This window comes from Mycobacterium sp. SA01, assembly GCF_041287105.1.
In the GTDB taxonomy this organism is placed as follows: domain Bacteria; phylum Actinomycetota; class Actinomycetes; order Mycobacteriales; family Mycobacteriaceae; genus Mycobacterium.
In genome coordinates this window covers 534,473-552,370 of record NZ_JBGGNO010000020.1, presented here as the reverse complement: position 1 = coordinate 552,370, position 17,898 = coordinate 534,473, and the positions used below count along the sequence as shown (strand labels likewise).

The window sequence follows — 17,898 nt, the reverse complement described above, 5'->3', positions numbered from 1 at the left end:
TCCCCGGTTTAATTGGTGTGACGTACTTAATACGATTTAGTTGGTGTGACGAATTTAATAGCAGCCCGCCACGGGCGGCGTCAAGGAGGGTGTGCTGAAACAGTCGGAATCGACGAAGCAGAGCAGGCAGGTTGCGCGCCTCCTGCAGCGCCAACGCGTCGTTCACCTGCTGCGCACGTCTGGCCCGCTGGCCAGGGCTGACCTGGCCGACCGGCTCGGTCTGCCGCGCCCATCGGTCACCACGCTCGTCGCGGACCTGATCGACGACGGCACACTCGTCGAGCTGGAGTCCCGCATCGAGGGCGTCAGTTCACGCGGTCGGCCGCGCATCCTGCTCGACTGCAATCCGGAGGCGCGCCGGGTGCTGGGCATCCGAATCGACGGGATCCGCGCGCGGATCATCCTGGCCGACGCCACCGGGAACATCTCGAAGGAAGAAGAAACCCCCACAGGAGACCGAGAACCCGCGGTGGTCATCCGTTCGATCACCCGTATCGCCAAGAAGCTGATGAGCGACCCCGACGGTAAGCGCGCCTCCGTGGTCGGCGTCTGCATTCCGGGACTGGTCGACGACACCACCGGACTGGTCGTCGCATCCCACGAACTCGGCTGGACGAATGTCGAACTGGGCAAGCTGCTTTCACGTGATCTCGGCATGCCCGTCGCCGTTCAGGACACCACCAAGGCGATCACGCTGGCCGAGACGATCGCGGGTGCGGCACGAGAAGCACGCACGGCGGTGGTCCTGGATCACGGCGGCAGGCTAGGCGTCGGGCTGATCATCGACGGACGCCCTTATGCCGGCTCGAGCGGCATCGCCGGTGCGATCGGGCACGTACCGGTCTACGGCAGTTCGACGCCTTGCCGCTGCGGCCGAATCGGGTGCGTGGAAGCCGACATGTCGATGTACGCGATGCAGGCTGCCGCGCCACAGACGGTCGGCAAGACCTACGACCAGGTCGACATCGAGGCAGTACGTCAGGAGACGGCACGAAATCAGCAGTCCCAGGACATCATTCGCGACGTCATCGACCGCGTCGCCCATACCGCCGCACTGATCGAGGCGCTGCTCGATCCGGAGTTGATCATTGTGGCCGGACTGATCGTCGAATTCGACGAACTGGCCGACGGCTTGATCGCCCGTATCGACGAGCTCCGTCCGCCGGAGCGCCAAGGCCGCACCACCACGGTTCGCTCCGATATCGGCCGTGACGCCCCGATCGCGGTAATCGTTGCGCTGCAACAGCTCGACCCGGACATCGCGGGGATGCTGCACACGACCGCCTAACCCGTCAGCGCACCGCGGCGTTGATCGACGGCTTGTCGATCAATCCCTTCTCGACACCCCAGATCGTGGCGATGGTGCGGTACTCACCGGTCTCCATCAGGTGCTGCAGCGCCTGCCGCAGCGGCTCGGCGAGACCGGAGTCCTTGGCCACCGGCCAGCCGTAGGGGGCGGAGTCGAACACCGCGCCGGCGGCCTCGAGTTGCCCGCCGCTGGTCTTGATCGTGAACCCGGTGACGGGCGAATCGGCCGACATCGCATCGACTTCCCCGGCCAACAGCGCGGTGTTGAGATCGTCTTGGCGGGTGTAGATGACCTTCTTGATCGGGGGCTTGCCGGCCGCCACGCACGCCGTGCTCTTGGCCGGCAGCTCCTCGGACTCCTGCAGCGACGGATAGGCCACCCCGACCCTGAGGCCGCACGCGTTGTCGGGGTCGATCGGGGCGCCGGGCCGCTGCGCCCACAGGGTGCCGGCCCGGAAGTAGGTGACGAAATCTGCTGCGGCTTCGCGCTCCTTGGTGTCGGTGAACGACGACATGCCGAGGTCGAAATCGCCCGCGCGCACCGACGGGATGATGGCCTCGAACGCGGTCTCGCGATATTCCGGTGTCAGCCCGAGGGTACGGGCCACGGCATTCATCAAGTCGACGTCGAACCCGACCACTTTGCCGTCGGCGTCGATGAATTCGTTTGGCGCATAAGGGATATTCACGCCGACGACGAGCCTGCCCGAGTCGCGGATCCTGGCAGGCACCATCGCCGCGATGGACGGCACCGCGCCGTCGGCCTGCGGTAGCGGTTGCGAGCTGGATGCGGTCCCCGCCAAACTTGTTGCGCTGCTGGACCGATTGTCTGATCCCTGCCATTGCCAGGCACCCACGCCGGCAGCGACCACCAGCAGGACGGCGGCCCCGGCCGCGGCGAATGCGCGTCGCCGGTGTGGCCGCGGCGCCGCCAAGACGTGCCGTCCGGAACTCCCGGTCCTACGAACCCGTGCGGTCAGGGCCTGCCGTGCGGCAGCTGCCAGCTCCCCGGCGCTGGCATAGCGCTGGGCGGCTTTCTTCGCCATGCCTTTGGCGATCACTGCGTCGAATGCGGCCAGCTTGGGATTCTTCTCCGACGGTCGCGGCGCCGGCGTGGTCATGTGCCCGGCGATCTGCTGTTCCAAGCTGTCATCCGGGTACGGCCGGTCGCCGGTGAGGCATTCGTAGAGCACGCACGCCAGGGCGTAGACATCGGATCGGTGATCGGCCTGACTTCCGCTGAACCGCTCCGGAGCCATGTACGCCAGCGTCCCCAGCGTGCTGCCCGCCGTCGTCAACCCCGCCTCACTGGCGGTGCGGGCCAGCCCGAAGTCGATCAGGTAGGCGAAGTCGCGGCCGGTGATCAGAATGTTGGACGGCTTGACGTCCCGGTGAATGAGGCCGGCGGCGTGGGCGGCGTCCAGAGCCGAAGCGACCTGCTCGACGATGCTGACCGCGAGCGCAGGGTCCAACGGCTTGCCGGTGTCGGACAGGATCGAGCCCAACGTCTGGCCTTCGATGAGTCGCATATCCAGGTAGAGGCGACCGTCGATCTCGCCGTATCCGTGAATGGGGACGACGTGCGGCTCGTTGAGGGCGGCGGCTGCTTGCGCCTCGCGTCTGAATCGTTGCTGGAACGTCTGGTCCTGCGCCAGCCGGTGCGGAAGCACCTTGAGGGCGACCACCCGATCGGTCTTGGTGTCGAAGGCCCGGTAAACCTCACCCATACCGCCGCGACCTATCAGCTCCTGCAGCTGATAGTGCCCAAATGGTGTCGACTCCACCATCTACTCCTTGGCAGCTCCCCCGACCGTCGATTGAAGCTACCTCACCTTTGCCATGGCCGCCGCGAGTCAGCGAGTGGAAAGCAGCGGGACCGATTCGCCTGCGAGTCGTCCCCGACCAGCGCCGTCGCACGGTACGGTCATGGTGGCTGACCCACCAGCCTCGCGGACACGTCACGGCGGCGATCTGAACGCCCCCGCCGCACCGGTGCCCTCCGGCTCGACGTAGCCGACCGCACGATCTGGCGCCCAGCGCGGGCGCGTGGCCGATCAACAGCGTCGAATCAGCGCTGCTTCACACGACTACTCGCGGCAGTCATCCTGCGGCCACAAACATCGCACCCCGCCGCTGCGGCGCGGCGTGCAGAAGGAAGGCTCCGTTGAGCCAGTTCACCGAGACGATGCTCAGTAACGCCCAGTGGAGCATGAAGGGGATGGTCACGGGCGAGCCCGACGCCCCGGTGCGCCACACGTGGGCCGAAGTGCACGCGCGCGCCAGCCGGATTGCCGGCGGCTTGGCCGCCGCCGGTGTCGGACACGGCGACGCCGTCGCGGTGCTCGCCGGGTATCCCGTCGACATCGCACCGACCGCCCAGGGCATCTGGATTCGAGGCGCCAGCGTCACCATGCTGCACCAGCCGACGCCGCGCACCGACCTGCTGCGCTGGGCCGAGGAGACGCTGGCGGTACTCGAGACGATCGACGCCAAGGCTGTCGTCGTCGGCGAGCCGTTTCTGCCGGCAGCGCCGCTGCTCACCGAACGGGGAATCCGGGTGGTGGTCGCGAGCGAACTGCTGAAAGCCGACCCGGTGCGGGCTGTGACGTCCTATGACGACGACCTGGCCCTGATGCAACTGACCTCGGGCTCGACCGGCTCACCCAAGGCGGTCCAGATCACGCACGCCAATGTCGTCTCCAACGCCGAGGCGATGTTCGTCGGCGCCGAGGTCGACGTCGAGTCCGACGTGATCGTCAGCTGGTTGCCCTGCTTTCACGACATGGGTATGACCGGTTTCCTGACCGTGCCGATGTACTTCGGCGTCGAGCTCATCAAGATGACCCCGATGGACTTCCTCCGCGATAACCTGTTGTGGGTCAAGCTCATTGACAAATATCGGGGCACGATGACAGCGGCCCCCAACTTCGCCTACAAGCTGTTGGCAAAGCGGCTGCGCAGCCTCGCTTCCCCCGGTCAGTTCGATCTGTCGTCGCTGCGGTGGGCGCTGTCGGGTGCCGAGCAGGTCGATCCGGCAGACGTCGAGGACTTGTGCGCTGCCGGTGCACCGCACGGGCTGCGACCCGAGGCAATATTGCCCGCCTACGGCATGGCCGAGACCACCGTCGCCGCGTCGTTCTCCACGTGCGGCGTGGGCATGACCGTCGACGAGATCGACGCGGACCTCCTGGCAGTGCTGCACCGTGCTGTCCCCGCAACCCGTGGCAACACCAGGCGCCTGGTGACACTCGGTCCCCCGCTGAACGGACTTGAGGCCCGCATCCTCGACGAGGACGGCGTACTGCTACCCGCCCGCGGAGTCGGCGTCATCCACCTGCGTGGCGAGCCGGTCACGCCGGGATACACCACGGTCGCCGGGTTCATCTCGGCGCAGGACGATCAGGGGTGGTACGACACCGGCGACCTGGGCTACCTCACCGAGAATGACGAGATCGTCGTCTGCGGCCGACTCAAAGACGTCATCATCATGGCCGGACGGAACATTTACCCGACCGACATCGAACGCGCCGCGGCCCGCGTCGACGGAGTGCGCCCGGGCTGCGCGGTGGCCGTCCGGCTCGATGCGGGGCATTCCCGCGAATCGTTTGCAGTGGCGGTGGAATGCAAAGACTTCGATGACCACGACGAAGTCCGTCGGATCGAACACCAGGTGATCCACGAAGTGGTCGTGGAGGTCAACGCGCGGCCGCGCAACGTGGTGGTCCTCGCCCCGGGAGTCATCCCCAAGACCCCGTCCGGCAAGTTGCGGCGGGCTCACGCCCTGGCATTGGTGACCTGAGCTCAGCGGTACATTGATCGCGCGGGGATCCCGCTGTCTTTGCCAGTGACACCCGGGGAGGGGGTCGATGGACGACTACGACGTGCAGCCGGGCCGCAAGCCGCCCCCGGAACCAGAGCTCTCCCCGGCTCAGCTCCAGTCTGATGAACTCGACTTGAGCGCTGGCCTCAGCGGTTTGGCGGGGATCATCGCGGACGCTGCCAGCGTCGATGAAATGCTGCGCCAGGTGGCGCAATTCGCGGTTCAGGCGATACCGGGAGCCGACGGCGCCGGCGTCACGGTGATCGAGCCGCGCACCGTCGGTCCGGGTGGCGAGGAACTGGCCGTCCAGGCCCGGTCGGTGACCGCGCAGTTCGTTGGGGACATCGACACCCTGCAGTACGAGAAGCTCGGCGAGGGGCCATGCATCACCTGCATTCGGTCCGGACGGCCCGCGGTCAGTGGGTCACTGGGAAGCGACCGCCGCTGGCCGCATTTCGGCGGTTCGGTGGCGCGCATGGGTGTGCACTCGGCCTTGGCACTACCGCTGTCCGTCGGGGGCCGGATCGTCGGCGCGATCAACTCCTACGCCTATAGCCGGGACGCCTTCGCCGAACACGCCGTCGAACTGGGAACCCAATTCGCCGGTCCCGCAGCGGTATCGGTGTACAACGCGCAACTGCTGGCCAGCACCAGACTGCGGATGAAACAGTTGCAGCAGGCGTTGCGCAGCCGGGCGGTGATCGACCAGGCGATCGGGATCATCCGTAGCCGTTCTGGCGGCAGCGCGCAGGAGGCCTTCGACCGGCTCACCCGAATCAGCCAGCGGGAGCACGTCAAATTGGCCGACGTCGCCGAGCAACTCGTGGACGAGGCGGTTCGCCGGGTCCGGGCGCGTCAGCAGTAAGTGCTCACTACCGGCCTCCGCCACGGGCGAGCTCGGTGAGTGCCCTGACCAACTCCGGCCGGCTGTGCCGGTCGCTCATCAACCGCCGCGCAACGTCGGTCAGATGCTCGCCGCGCATCCGGCTGTGCGTCCGGATCAACCGGAATGCTTCATCCATCGACACCCCGAGCACCTCACTGACAAACCCCTTGGCCTGCTCGACGACAACACGGCCGATCAGGGCCGACCGCAGCGGCGACACCACGGTCGCGGGGGTGGGCGGATGTTCTTGCAGTACTGCAACGCATGCGATGTGGGCGAGGGTCTGGGCAACCAGTCGATCCGCCTCGCTGAGTCCACCGGGCCGGGTATCGAACAGATTGAGTGCGCCCAGAACCTCGCCGGCCGCGCGCATCGGCAGGGCGTGCACCGCCGCGAAGCCCGCATCAGCCGCCGCCGAGGCGAACAGCGGCCACCGGTCGATCTGACTCGCGATGTCGGGAACCACGACCGGCTCGCCGGTTCGGTAGCAGTCGATGCAGGGCCCCTGCTCGGCCTGCAGTTGAAACAGCTCGATATCCCGCGTCTGCTCCGAGGTGGCGGCGACCAGATGAAGTCGCCCCAGCGGATCGCCGAGGAGGAATCCCGCCGACGCGATGTCGAGCAGTTCGGCGCACCGTTCGGTGAGTTCCGTCAGCAGGTCCACGACGTCGAAATCGTCGAGCAGGCTGTCGACCAGTGATACCACCGCGCTCAATACCCGGGTTTCGCGAAGGTCATCGCTCACCATGGCTTACCTCCCGGCCTGGACGTGCGTGCGTATCTGTCGTCATCATCGGTCCGTATCCAGTCTCAGCCGCCGGTTGATGATGTCGCGGGCGACTTCGGTGGCGGTGCGGCCGGTGGCGTAGGCGTGCGCACGCAGCCGCACCAGCGCCTCGGTCGGATCAATGTCCAATTGCGCCACCAACATTCCGGTGGCCTGGCTGACTTCGGCGCGACTGAGCGTGCACAGTTCAGCCCAGGCATTGCTACTCGGGTCGTCGACGGCGGCCTGCAGATCTCCGACGAGCAGATCCAGCACCGGGATACCGGCCAACTCGGCGGCGGCGGCCGCGCCCGCGAGTTGGTCATCCGCCAGAGCACCCGGCTGCGCCCGGAAGAGGTCCAGGGCGCCGACGTATTCACCGGCCGCCAGTACCGGCATGGCATAAACCCCCCGGATCCGATGCTCCAGCATGGCCCGCCCGTAATTCGGCCAGCGACCTTCTCCGGGGTGGGCAAGATCGACCACCACCACCGGGGCTCGCTGGAGCACCGCGTCCAGACACGGCCCTTCGCCGTAGGTGAACTGCAATTCGTCGTACGCCCGGGCCGTCGCACTGCTGGAGCCCAGCGTTCCGGCGTTGGCTCCGTCGAACACCAGTGAGATCGCGGCTGCATCGACATCGAGCAGAAGCACGCACGCCTCACAGAGCCGGTCGGCGGCTTTCACTCCACGCTGGCCGTCGACGGCCGCAACAAGCTCGTCTTGGATCGTCAAACTAGCCGGACCAGGCTTGAGATGCCGGCCCGACGGGTGACAGTTCCGCGGCCATGCCCCCACCCTCCTCTACTCGGTGCCCTATTGCTCGGATTTGCCGAAGCCGAGCGGAGACGGCGCCGTCCGGCAGCACTCCCCCAGACGGGTAAGCTGAAGCTGCTGGCACCTGCAGCCGGCCCGAATCGGCGCCCCACCTCTGCGGCACCGCGAGCATCCGCTCACAGACGGGCACTCCTCCAATGCCGTTGCCGCTCAACGCACAACGGTCGAGTACCCGAGGACTCTTCATCGCCATCACAGACGTGGCCGACTATGCCCATCTGAGCCAGCACGACATCGACTCCTTGGCGGACGCACTCGATGCGATCCGCCGCGACGTCGAGGACTCGCGCGGCGCGCGCGACGCCGCCTACATCCGCCGGACGATCATGTTCCAGAGAGCACTCGATGCCGGCGCCCGACTGCTGATCTTCGGCAGCCGATCACGGCGTGGGTGGCTGCTCGGGGTGGCGTCGCTGGCCGTGGCCAAGAGCGTCGAGAACATGGAGATAAGCCACAACGTCGTTCACGGGCAATGGGATTGGATGAACGATCCCGAGATCCACTCCACCACCTGGGAGTGGGACATGGCCGGGCTGTCGTCGCAATGGCAGTACTCACACAACTACCGGCACCACATGTACGCCAACGTCGTCGGCGTCGACGACGACCTCGGCTTCGGCATCATGCGGGTGACCCGCGACGTCGCGTGGCGGCCGCGCAATCTGATGCAGCCGTTTCGCAACGCGCTGCTGGCCGTCATCTTCGAGTGGGGCATCGCCCTGCACGGTCTGCACTCGGAACATGAACGCGCAACCAACGAAGAGCAACGCCAAGGCCACACGCGCGCGCTGAAGGCCAAGATCAGGCGTCAGGTCATCAAAGACTACGTTGCGATCCCGGCTCTCAACGGATCTCGTTGGCGGCGGGCGCTGTCAGCGAACGTCGCCGCCAACATCGTGCGCAACATCTGGGCCTACGTGGCGATCTTCTGCGGGCATTTCCCCGACGGGGTGTCGACCTTCACACCCGATGTCGTCCAGCAGGAGAGCAAGGGCGAATGGTACCTGCGACAGATGCTGGGCAGTGCCAATTTCAAAGCCGGCCGGGTGCTCGCCTTCCTCAGCGGGAACCTGTGCTACCAGATCGAGCACCACCTGTTTCCCGATCTGCCGAGCAATCGCTATGCCGAGATCGCCGGGCGGGTTCGCCCGCTCTGCGAGGAATACGGTCTGCCATACACCACCGGCCCACTGCTTCGCCAATTCCTTCAGACGCAGCGGACCATCCTCAAGCTGGCGCTGCCGGACCGCGCCGCCTGAGCCACGCGCGTCTTCGTATGACACCGCACCTCCTGGTGACCTGACGTTCACTTAGGCACACCATAGGTTCGATTATGTTAACGAATATTCTCCATTTTCTTGACGCCGGGAGCGGCCGGGTCATACCGTGGCGACAGGTTGGGGAGGTTGACGTGGCGCCCTTTGAACTTCGCGTAGTGATGGCTTGTTGTATGTGATCATCGCTCGTGAGCTCGATCGTGGTCGTCAAATATCCTACGGTGAAGCGGATTTCGGATTGGCGACGATGCGGGCACGATCATGACTACGGCCGAGGAATTGCCATCCTCGGGCGCTGCGGCCAACCCGAGGGCGGTCGACGTCGTCGGCGGGTGGACCGTCGGTTATGTGAAGCGGCATCCGCTGGCATCGCTGGCGACCGTCGGTGATCAGTTCGTCCTCGGGGTGAGAACCCTTCAATACTTGTTCCTCGACCTGGTCACCGGCCGGTTCCCGCTGCAGGAGTTCGTCCGCCAAGGCGCTTTCATGGCTGGAACAGCCGTGGTCCCCACAGTGCTGGTGGCGCTGCCGGTCGGGGTGACGCTGTCGATCCAATTCGCTCTGCTCGCCGGCCAGGTCGGCGCCACCTCGCTGGCCGGTGCGGCCAGCGGGCTGGCCGTCATCCGGCAGGCCGCATCCCTGGTCGCCGCGATCCTGATGGCGGCCGCTGTCGGCTCCGCCATCACCGCGGACCTGGGCTCACGGACGATGCGCGAAGAGATCGACGCCATGGAGGTCATGGGCGTTTCGGTCATTCGCCGCCTCGTCGTTCCGCGGTTCGCCGCCGCGATCATGATCGGCGTCGCTCTCACGGGAGTGGTGTGCTTCGTCGGGTTCCTGGCGAGCTATCTGTTCAACGTCTACTTCCAGAACGGTGCGCCCGGCAGCTTCGTGGCCACGTTCGCGTCGTTCACCACGCCCGGCGACATGGTGCTGGCGTTGCTCAAGGCCGTGGTGTTCGGCGCGATCGTCGCGATCGTGTCCAGTCAGAAGGGGCTGTCCACCAAAGGCGGCCCGACCGGCGTGGCGAACTCGGTGAATGCCGCTGTCGTCGAATCGATTCTGATCCTGATGATCGTCAACGTCGCGATCAGCCAGTTGTACAACATGCTCTTCCCTCGTGTGGGGCTGTGACGTGACCGTATCGACCTACAGCCCGTTCCGGATTCCATGGGCCCGGTTCCTCCGGACACTCGCCTCGCCGGTCGTGCGGTTGGGCCACATGCTGGTGTTCTTCATCCGCGCAGTCGCAGCGGTACCGATCGTGCTGCGCCACTACCGCACCGAATTCGCCCGCCTGCTGTCCGATATCGCCTGGGGCAACGGCTCATTGGTGGTCGGCGGCGGCACCGCAGGCGTCGCCCTGGTGCTGGGGGTCACGGTCGGCGCGATCGTCGGCATCGAGGGCTACAACTTCCTGAACCTGCTGGGGCTGGGCCCCGCGACCGGGATCATCTCGTCGCTGGTGAACACCCGCGAGCTCGCGCCGATCGCGGCCTCGCTGGCATTCGCGACACAGGGCGGCTGCCGGTTCACCGCACAGCTGGGTTCCATGCGGATCGCCGAGGAGATCGACGCGCTGGACTCGCTGGCGATCCGCCCCATCCCCTACCTCGTCACCACGCGACTGATGGCGTCCGTCGTCGCCGTGATCCCGCTCTACGTCTTGTGCTTGGCGGTGAGCTACCTGACCACCCAGATCGTGGTCGAGGTGATCAGCGGCGGATCGAACGGCGCCTACCTGCACTACTTCACGCTGATGCTGTCCGGCACGGACATCCTGTATTCACTGCTGAAGGCGGTGGTGTTCGTCTGGATCGCCTCGACGATCCAGTGCTACTACGGCTTTTACGCCAGTGGCGGACCCGAGGGCGTCGGCATCGCCGCCGGGCACGCGATGCGCGCGGCGATCACCGTGACGATCGTGGTGAACATGCTGATGACCATGGCGCTGTGGAGCGTTGATGCCGGGGCGAGGTTCGGCGGCTAGATGGCGAATTCCTTCGACCTCGACGGACGCGGCCCCACCGACCGTCAGCTGCTGGTCTGCGGGCTGGCCGTCGTGGTGGTCGCCGCCCTGGTGACGACAGTGCTGTTGCTCAAGTCCAACGGCAAGCTCGACAACTACGTGCGGGTGGTCGCCGACCTGCTCAACGTCGGCGACGGGCTGCCGCAGAAGTCGGATGTGAAATATCACGGTGTCCTGGTCGGCTCGGTCGACAGCGTGGTCCCCGCCGCCAACGGTCATCCCAACTACGTCCACATCGACCTGAAACCCGAATACGCCGGCTCCATCCCGGCGACCGTCACGGCCCGGGTGGTCCCGTCCAATGTGTTCGCGGTGTCGTCGGTGCAACTCGTGGCCGATGGGGCCGGGCCGGCGATCCGCGCCGGGGAACACATTCCCGAGGACACCCAGCTGCCGACCGTGCTCTTCCAGACCACCATCAGCAAGCTGCGTGACGTGCTGGCCGCCACCGGGCGCGGCCGTGAGGACCGCAGCGTCGGGATCCTGGCCGCGGTCAATGCCGCCACCGAAAACCGGCGCACAAAGTTGCTCGCCGGCGGCGCCCAGTTGAATCGGCTGCTGGACCAGCTGAATTCCGTCGTCAGCACCGATGACGGGCCGTCGACGGTGTCGGCGCTGATCGACGCCACGCACGGGTTGGCCGCCACCGCACCGGATCTCGTTGACGCGCTGCACCAGGCGGTGCAGCCCATGCGGGTGCTGGCCGAAAAGCGGTCGGCCTTGACCGCGTTGGTGACCGGTGGCGCGCACACCCTCGGCACCACGCATACCGCGCTGGACAATCACATCGACCAGCTGACCGGCATCAGCCACGACCTGACGCCGGTGCTGGGCAGCCTCGCGATGAACGCGGGCAAGTTCGTGCCGGCGTTCACGAAGTTGAACGTATTGTCCCGCAAGTTCTTCGACGAAGTATGGATGCCGGAGCTGGACACCGGCAACATGCGAGTCAATCTGTCGCTGACACCGAGCTACGACTACACCCGGGCCGACTGCCCGCGCTACGGCCAGCTGCTGGGGGCCAGCTGCTACACGGCACCGAAGATCGTCGTGCGGCCAGACCTGCCCGAGATGCTGCTGCCGCAGAACTACCAACCGCCCAAGGATCTGGCCCCCACGCCAGGCACCGTCGTCGGCCCGGACGGCAATCTCGTCGCGGTCGGCCCCCCGCTGGTGAACCCGAATCCGAACCTGGCCGACCCCAATCCCCCGACACCGTGGTGGGCCCCGCCGTTTCCCCCGGTGCCGCTTGCCGCCAATCCCGACGATGCCCCGCCGCCGCCGGCCCCGCCGGCTCCGGCGCCGCCACTGCGCGCCGAGGCCGGAGGGTCGAGATGAAGTTCCGCGCCCCGCTGATCGGGCTGTCACTGTTCATGGTGGTGGCGGTGACGCTGACCTGGCTGGTGTACGTGACGTTGCGCCGCGACGTGGCCGGCCCCACCACCCCGTATGCCGCGATGTTCACCGACGTGTACGGCCTGCGCGAAGGTGACGACGTCCGGATGGCGGGCGTGCGCGTCGGGCGGGTCGAAAAGATCGAACTGGCAGGCACATTGGCCAAAGTGTCGTTCGTCGTACAGAACGATCAGCACCTGTTCGGCAACACTGTCGCGTCGGTGACCTACCAGAACATCGTCGGGCAGCGCTACCTCGGGCTGTCACTCGGAAAGATCGGCAGCCCGGGCCCGCTCGCACCGCATGCCACGATCCCGGTCGAGCGCACCGATCCGTCCTTCGACGTCGGCACACTGCTCAACGGCTACGAACCACTGTTCAGCGTGCTCAACCCCCGCGACGCCGACAACCTGACGAAGGGCGTCATCCAATCGCTGCAGGGCGACAACTCGTCGATCGTGAACCTGGTCAGCCAAACCTCCACGCTGACCGACACATTCGCCGGGCGCGATCAGGTGCTCGGTGATGTGATCACTCAGTTGAACACCGTGATGGCGAGCCTGGCCCAGCAGAACACCAGCCTCGACCAGGTGCTGTCCCAGACCAGCTCAGTCGTATCGGACTTCAATGCCCGGCGCACCGAACTGGTCGATTCGACAGGGGCGATGGCCCGGGTGATCCGCCAACTGTCGACGATCTCCGACACGGTCAGCCCGTCATTGAACGAGATGATCACCCGCCAGCCCGGTTTCACCGGACACCTGGTCGACATCGAGCCGCAGCTGGCGTTCACCGGTGACAACCTGCCGTTGATGCTCAAAGGGCTGGCCCGCATCACCAACGAAGGTGCCTTCGCCAACGCGTACGCCTGCGATCTGAACGGCACCGGGTTCTTCCCCGGCCTGAACGACATCACGCCGATCATCGTCAACGCGGCGACACCGGGAAACAAGGCGATGTACACCCCACGATGCAGGAACACGGCCAATGGCTAGGCGCCCGCTGGAGACCTACAACAAGACCTGGCTCGGCCTGATCGCCGTCGCCGTGGTCACCGTTATCGTCGGGGCAATGCTGATTGCCAACGCCGCCAATGTCGGTCACCGGCACTACACCGCCAAGTTCCTTCAAGCCGCCGCCCTGCAGGCGGGCAACCCGATCACCATCGGCGGCATCCAGGTGGGCAAGGTCACCAGCATGACGTTGGCCGGCGACCACGTCGAAGCCGGCCTCGAGGTTCGCGACGACGTCGCGATCGGCAAGGACTCGAAGGCGGTCATCAAGGTCGCCACCATCCTGGGGTCGCGCTATCTGGCGTTGGAGCCCGTCGACGGTGGGACGTTGCCCGACAACACCTTCGACCTGTCGCACACCGAGGTGCCGTATGACCTGCAGGCCGCCCTTGCCGACGTGACGACCACCTACGAGCAGGTTGACACCGATTCGTTCGCGAAGTCGCTGGCGATCCTGGGCGAACAGATGCAGGGCCTGCCCGCCGTGGTGCCGCAGGCCATGCAGAACATCCACACCCTGTCGACCGTGATCGCCGACCGGCGAGACCAGCTGGGCGCCTTGCTGAAAAGCACGGACATGGTCAGCAGCACCCTGGAGCGCCAGCACGCCAACATCGCCGCGATGATCAATCAGGGGCAGGAGCTGATCGGCCGGTTCGTGGATCGCAGTGCGACGTTCCACGCCATGATGGCGGCGCTGACCAACCTGGTGAACACGATGAGCACCACGGTGGTGGCCAACCGTGGCGAGTTGGACCAGACCATCACGAATCTGCGCCGGCTGTCCGACCTGCTGGCCCAACATGACGATCTGCTGCGCAGCACCCTGCAGGCCGGACCGGTGGCACTGCGCGGTTTCGCCAACGCCAGCGGCACCGGCAACGCCGTCGACTTCAACACGCCCAACGGAATTGCCGTCGACTCCTGGATGTGCGCCATCAGCGGACGAGCCAAGCAGTTCAACATGATCCAGTACTACAAGGACTGCAAATGAATGCGCGGGCCCGGCTGCTGGCCGTTCTGACGGTGGTCGTGGTGGTGGCTGCGTCGGCGATCACCGTGGCGTGGACGTACTTCCGGTCGGCCACCGACCACATCACGCTGACCGCGCAATTCGACAGCGCCGCCGGGCTGTACGTCGACAACACGGTCGCGGTGCTCGGCATGCCGGTCGGCAAGGTCACGGCGATCACCCCCAAGAGCGGCTACGTCGAGGTGCAGTTCACCGTCGACCGCGGCGTGCAGGTCCCGGCGGATGCGCAGGCGGTGACGATTTCGACGTCGATCCTCACCGACCGGCAGATCGAGCTCACTCCGCCATATCGCGGCGGTCCGGTGCTCAAGGATCACGACACCATCGGATTGCCGCGGACCAAGACGCCCGTCGAGTTCGCCCGGGTGCTTGGTGTTCTGGACAAGATCTCCACCTCGCTCAAGGGCGACGGAAACGGTAACGGACCGGTGGCCAACGTCGTCAACTCGGGCGCGGCGATCGCCGACGGAAACGGCCAGAAGATCAAGGATGCGCTGGGACAGCTGTCGAATGCCTTGCGGCTGTCCGCCGATGGCGGCGCACAGACCCGAGACCAGTTGACCACGATCGTGCGCAACCTCAGCTCGCTGATGCAGGCCGCCGCCGACAACGACGCGACGCTGCGCGAGTTCGGCGCGACCGTGCGGCAGCTCAGCCAGATCGTCAACGACGAGGACTTCGGCAGCGGCACCACCGGCAAGACCATGAACACCCTGCTGGCCCAGGTCGGCGATTTCCTGGAGAAGAACCGCGACAACATCAAAGCTGTTGTCAAAAACGGAAATACGACGGCGAACACACTGGTCGAACGGCAGCGTGATCTCAAGGAGTTCCTCGACGTCGCGCCGCTGACGCTGGACAACATGTACAACGTCGTCGACCAGAACAACGGCGCGGCACGGGCGCGGGTGCTCACCGATCGGGTGTTGTTCGACAGCCAGTACACCAAGGAGATCTGCAACCTGATGGGTTTGCGCCAACTGGGCTGCAGCACCGGCACATTGCAGGATTTCGGCCCGGACTTCGGGCTGACCTACGTTCTCGACGGCATGGCCGCGATGGGGCAGAAATGAGACGCTGGAAGCAGGCCGCTGCCGCGGTTCTGGTCGCGGTCGGCGCCACCGCGTGCTCGTCGAACGGCCTGTCCAGCCTGCCGCTACCGGCCCCGAGCGTCGGCAGCGGTGGGTACCGGCTGACCGCGATGTTCTCCAATGCGCTGAACCTGCCCGCCGAGGCCAAGGTGAAGCTCGCCGGCGCCGACGTCGGCCAACTCGAGACGATGGTGGCCCGCAATTACACCGCGGTCACGACGATCCGGATCATGGACGGGGTGCGTCTGCCGCGGGGCAGTACGGCCGAATTGCGTTCGGCCACGCCGCTCGGCGATGTGTTCATCGCACTGAAACCACCGCCAGACGCCTCGGCGGCCACGCCGTTGCTGAAGGATGGCGACACCATCGGTCTGGACTCGACGACGGCGGCGGCGACCGTGGAGTCGGTGCTCAGTTCGGCCGCGGTGATGGTGAACGGCGGCGCGGTGCGCAACTTCACCAACGTCATCAACGGGTTGGGTAAGGCCACCGGCGATCAGGGGCAGGCCTTCGGCGACATCATCGCCAAGACCAACGGCACACTGGCCAAGCTGACAGCACGCTCCGACCAGATCTCGGACGCGTTGACCGAAACCTCGCACTTGGCCGCCGAACTCGACGCCAAGAATCAGGCACTGAGCGAGGTGATGGTCGCGGCGGGTCCGGCGACCGACACGCTGGCCGCCAACGCCGACACCGTCGCCGACGTCGTCCAGCAGGCCGGCGACACCAGCAAGCAGTTACAGAAGTTCCCGTCGATCGCGGGCACCGACACCAGCGGGCGCAGTGTGATCGGTGACGCCAACACCATCGCCCGCTCGTGGAACGACCTGGTGCTGGCCCCGGACGCCGATCTGCGGTCACTGAACCGGCTGATGCCGCCGATCATCAAAGCGACTGCCAGCAACTCGTTTTCGGTGCGGGCCAGCATCGACCGACTGGTACTCGGGTCGATGCCGGACGCCGGTTTCCTCGGCGACCCCGGTTTCCACGGACCCAAGCGCTACGACTGGGCCCAGATGGTCGGGACGTTCAAGTACACGCTGTGGCGGTTGCAGCAGCGCGTCGTCGGGTCCGGCCCCGGGGTTCCGCAGGTTCCCGTGCTGCCCAGCCCCACCGATCCCGGCGGTGTGATCGTCGCGCCACCTGGCCCGCCGCCTGGCCCGCCTGCGTCGGAGCCGCCGCCATGATCGAGTGGGCAGCCGGCCGCGTGGTGCGTGGGGTCGGGTTCGGCTATCGGCACCGGTTGTGGTTGTCGACGGTGGGTCTGGTCCTGACGCTGGTGGTCGCAGCGGCGTACGTGTTGGTGGGTGCGCTGCGGGTGACGCCGTTCGACTCGGCGTACCGGGTGACGATCAAGCTGCCGGAATCCGGTGGGCTGCTGCCCAATCAGGACGTGACGTTGCGCGGGGTGCCGATCGGGCGGGTGCAGTCGCTGGCGATCACGCCCGACGGAGTGGCCGCGGTGGCCACCGTGCGCTCGGATGTGCGGATCCCGTCGGCCAGCCCGGTGAAGGTGTCGGGTCTGTCCCCCGCCGGTGAGCAGTACATCGAATTCGTGCCGACCTCCGACGCCGGGCCGTACCTGCATGACGGCAGCGTCGTCGCGCAGGACAAGACTTCGGTGCCGGTCAGCTTGGCTGACGTCCTCGCCCACGCCGACGGGATGTTGAAACAGGTCGATCCGGGCAAGCTCGAACTGATCAAGAAAGAGTTGAGCCTGACCGATCAGGGACCACAGAAGCTCGCCGACATCATCGACGGCGGCACGTTCCTGTTGTCGACGCTGGATTCCGTTCTGCCGCAGACCACCAGCATTTTGCGGACCAGCCGGATCGTGCTGACCACCGCGGCCGACAAGAACGCCGGGATCAAGGTCGCCACCGGCAACTTGAATCGCACCTTCACCGGCGTGAACAAGATGGTCGACGGTTACCGCCGGCTCGTCGATCAGACGCCGCAAACACTGTCGGCCACCGACGCTCTGTTCACCGACAACTCCGACACCATGGTCGGGCTGCTGACCAGCATGGCCACCGCCTCGCAGCTGTTGTATGTGCGGGTACCTGCCCTCAATGCGCTGTTCCCGGACTACCGCGGATCGCTTCTCGATGCCTGGGCCACCGTGATGCACGACCACGGCCTGTGGGCGACCGCCGACATCTACCCGCGCTACGCATGCGACTACGGCACGCCGCGGCGTCCGGCATCGTCGGCCGATTACCCCGAGCCCTACCTGTATACGTACTGCCGCGACGACGACCCGGCGGTGCTGATCCGCGGCGCAAAGAACGCACCGCGCCCAGCCGACGACGACACCGCCGGTCCCCCGCCGGGCGCCGATCTGGGTGCGACGACCGACCCGACACCCAAGGGCCGCTACACCATTCCGACCCCCTATGGCGGCCCGGTGCTGCCGATCGAACCGCCGAGTTGAGGAGAT

General features: G+C 66.3%; 15 protein-coding genes. 12 read left to right on the top strand and 3 right to left on the bottom strand.

The features are described from left to right. Positions 1–91 precede the first annotated feature (91 nt). Positions 92–1,288 (top strand): ROK family protein, encoded by a 1,197-nt coding sequence (locus AB4879_RS21795; protein WP_370509244.1) that lies wholly within the window; start codon positions 92–94, stop codon positions 1,286–1,288. A gap of 4 nt (positions 1,289–1,292) precedes the next feature. Here AB4879_RS21795 and AB4879_RS21790 read toward each other — a convergent pair whose 3' ends face one another. Then, positions 1,293–3,092 (bottom strand): bifunctional serine/threonine-protein kinase/transporter substrate-binding domain-containing protein, encoded by a 1,800-nt coding sequence (locus AB4879_RS21790; protein ID WP_370509243.1) that lies wholly within the window; start codon positions 3,090–3,092, stop codon positions 1,293–1,295. A 380-nt stretch (positions 3,093–3,472) separates the two neighbouring features. Between AB4879_RS21790 and AB4879_RS21785 the strand changes: the two genes are divergently transcribed. Both AB4879_RS21785 and AB4879_RS21780 read left to right on the top strand, forming a co-directional pair. Continuing rightward, a complete protein-coding gene (locus AB4879_RS21785; protein WP_370509242.1) occupies positions 3,473–5,107 on the top strand; it encodes a fatty acyl-AMP ligase in 1,635 nt (544 codons plus the stop codon). Positions 5,108–5,174: 67 nt separating this feature from the next. Then, positions 5,175–5,993 carry a GAF and ANTAR domain-containing protein gene (locus AB4879_RS21780; protein ID WP_370509241.1) on the top strand — a complete coding sequence of 273 codons (819 nt, stop codon included), beginning with the start codon at positions 5,175–5,177 and terminating at the stop codon, positions 5,991–5,993. A 7-nt stretch (positions 5,994–6,000) separates the two neighbouring features. On the opposite strand, the gene AB4879_RS21775 is transcribed toward AB4879_RS21780, so the two are convergent. Together AB4879_RS21775 and AB4879_RS21770 are read right to left on the bottom strand one after the other, a co-directional pair. Beyond that, the gene (locus AB4879_RS21775) at positions 6,001–6,759 is read right to left on the bottom strand and encodes a GAF and ANTAR domain-containing protein (RefSeq protein WP_370509240.1); all 759 of its coding nucleotides are present in this window, start codon (positions 6,757–6,759) and stop codon (positions 6,001–6,003) included. Between the two features lie 45 nt (positions 6,760–6,804). Continuing rightward, positions 6,805–7,515, bottom strand: a complete 711-nt coding sequence (locus AB4879_RS21770; protein ID WP_370509238.1) for a GAF and ANTAR domain-containing protein — start codon at positions 7,513–7,515, stop codon at positions 6,805–6,807. 287 nt (positions 7,516–7,802) lie between these two features. Between AB4879_RS21770 and AB4879_RS21765 the strand changes: the two genes are divergently transcribed. The 9 genes from AB4879_RS21765 to AB4879_RS21725 all read left to right on the top strand — a co-directional run bounded on the left by AB4879_RS21765 (position 7,803) and on the right by AB4879_RS21725 (position 17,892). Beyond that, the gene (locus tag AB4879_RS21765) at positions 7,803–8,876 is read left to right on the top strand and encodes a fatty acid desaturase (RefSeq protein WP_370509549.1); all 1,074 of its coding nucleotides are present in this window, start codon (positions 7,803–7,805) and stop codon (positions 8,874–8,876) included. A gap of 279 nt (positions 8,877–9,155) precedes the next feature. After that, positions 9,156–10,028 carry an MlaE family ABC transporter permease gene (locus AB4879_RS21760; protein WP_370509237.1) on the top strand — a complete coding sequence of 291 codons (873 nt, stop codon included), beginning with the start codon at positions 9,156–9,158 and terminating at the stop codon, positions 10,026–10,028. Between the two features lies 1 nt (position 10,029). Beyond that, on the top strand, positions 10,030–10,884 hold the full coding sequence (locus AB4879_RS21755; protein ID WP_370509236.1) for an ABC transporter permease: 855 nt from the start codon (positions 10,030–10,032) through the stop codon (positions 10,882–10,884). After that, positions 10,885–12,261, top strand: a complete 1,377-nt coding sequence (locus AB4879_RS21750) for an MlaD family protein (RefSeq protein ID WP_370509235.1) — start codon at positions 10,885–10,887, stop codon at positions 12,259–12,261. Then, positions 12,258–13,313 (top strand): MCE family protein, encoded by a 1,056-nt coding sequence (locus AB4879_RS21745; protein ID WP_370509234.1) that lies wholly within the window; start codon positions 12,258–12,260, stop codon positions 13,311–13,313. Before AB4879_RS21750 ends, AB4879_RS21745 begins: the two co-directional genes overlap by 4 nt. Continuing rightward, positions 13,306–14,325, top strand: a complete 1,020-nt coding sequence (locus AB4879_RS21740) for an MCE family protein (protein WP_370509233.1) — start codon at positions 13,306–13,308, stop codon at positions 14,323–14,325. Before AB4879_RS21745 ends, AB4879_RS21740 begins: the two co-directional genes overlap by 8 nt. Further along, positions 14,322–15,437 carry an MCE family protein gene (locus AB4879_RS21735; protein ID WP_370509232.1) on the top strand — a complete coding sequence of 372 codons (1,116 nt, stop codon included), beginning with the start codon at positions 14,322–14,324 and terminating at the stop codon, positions 15,435–15,437. The genes AB4879_RS21740 and AB4879_RS21735 overlap by 4 nt, the downstream gene beginning before the upstream one ends. Beyond that, entirely contained in the window at positions 15,434–16,645 is a 1,212-nt protein-coding gene (locus AB4879_RS21730; protein ID WP_370509231.1) for an MlaD family protein, read from the top strand. Before AB4879_RS21735 ends, AB4879_RS21730 begins: the two co-directional genes overlap by 4 nt. Next, complete coding sequence (locus tag AB4879_RS21725; protein WP_370509230.1) at positions 16,642–17,892, top strand: MlaD family protein; 1,251 nt, start codon at positions 16,642–16,644, stop codon at positions 17,890–17,892. Before AB4879_RS21730 ends, AB4879_RS21725 begins: the two co-directional genes overlap by 4 nt. The last annotated feature ends 6 nt before the right edge of the window (positions 17,893–17,898 follow it).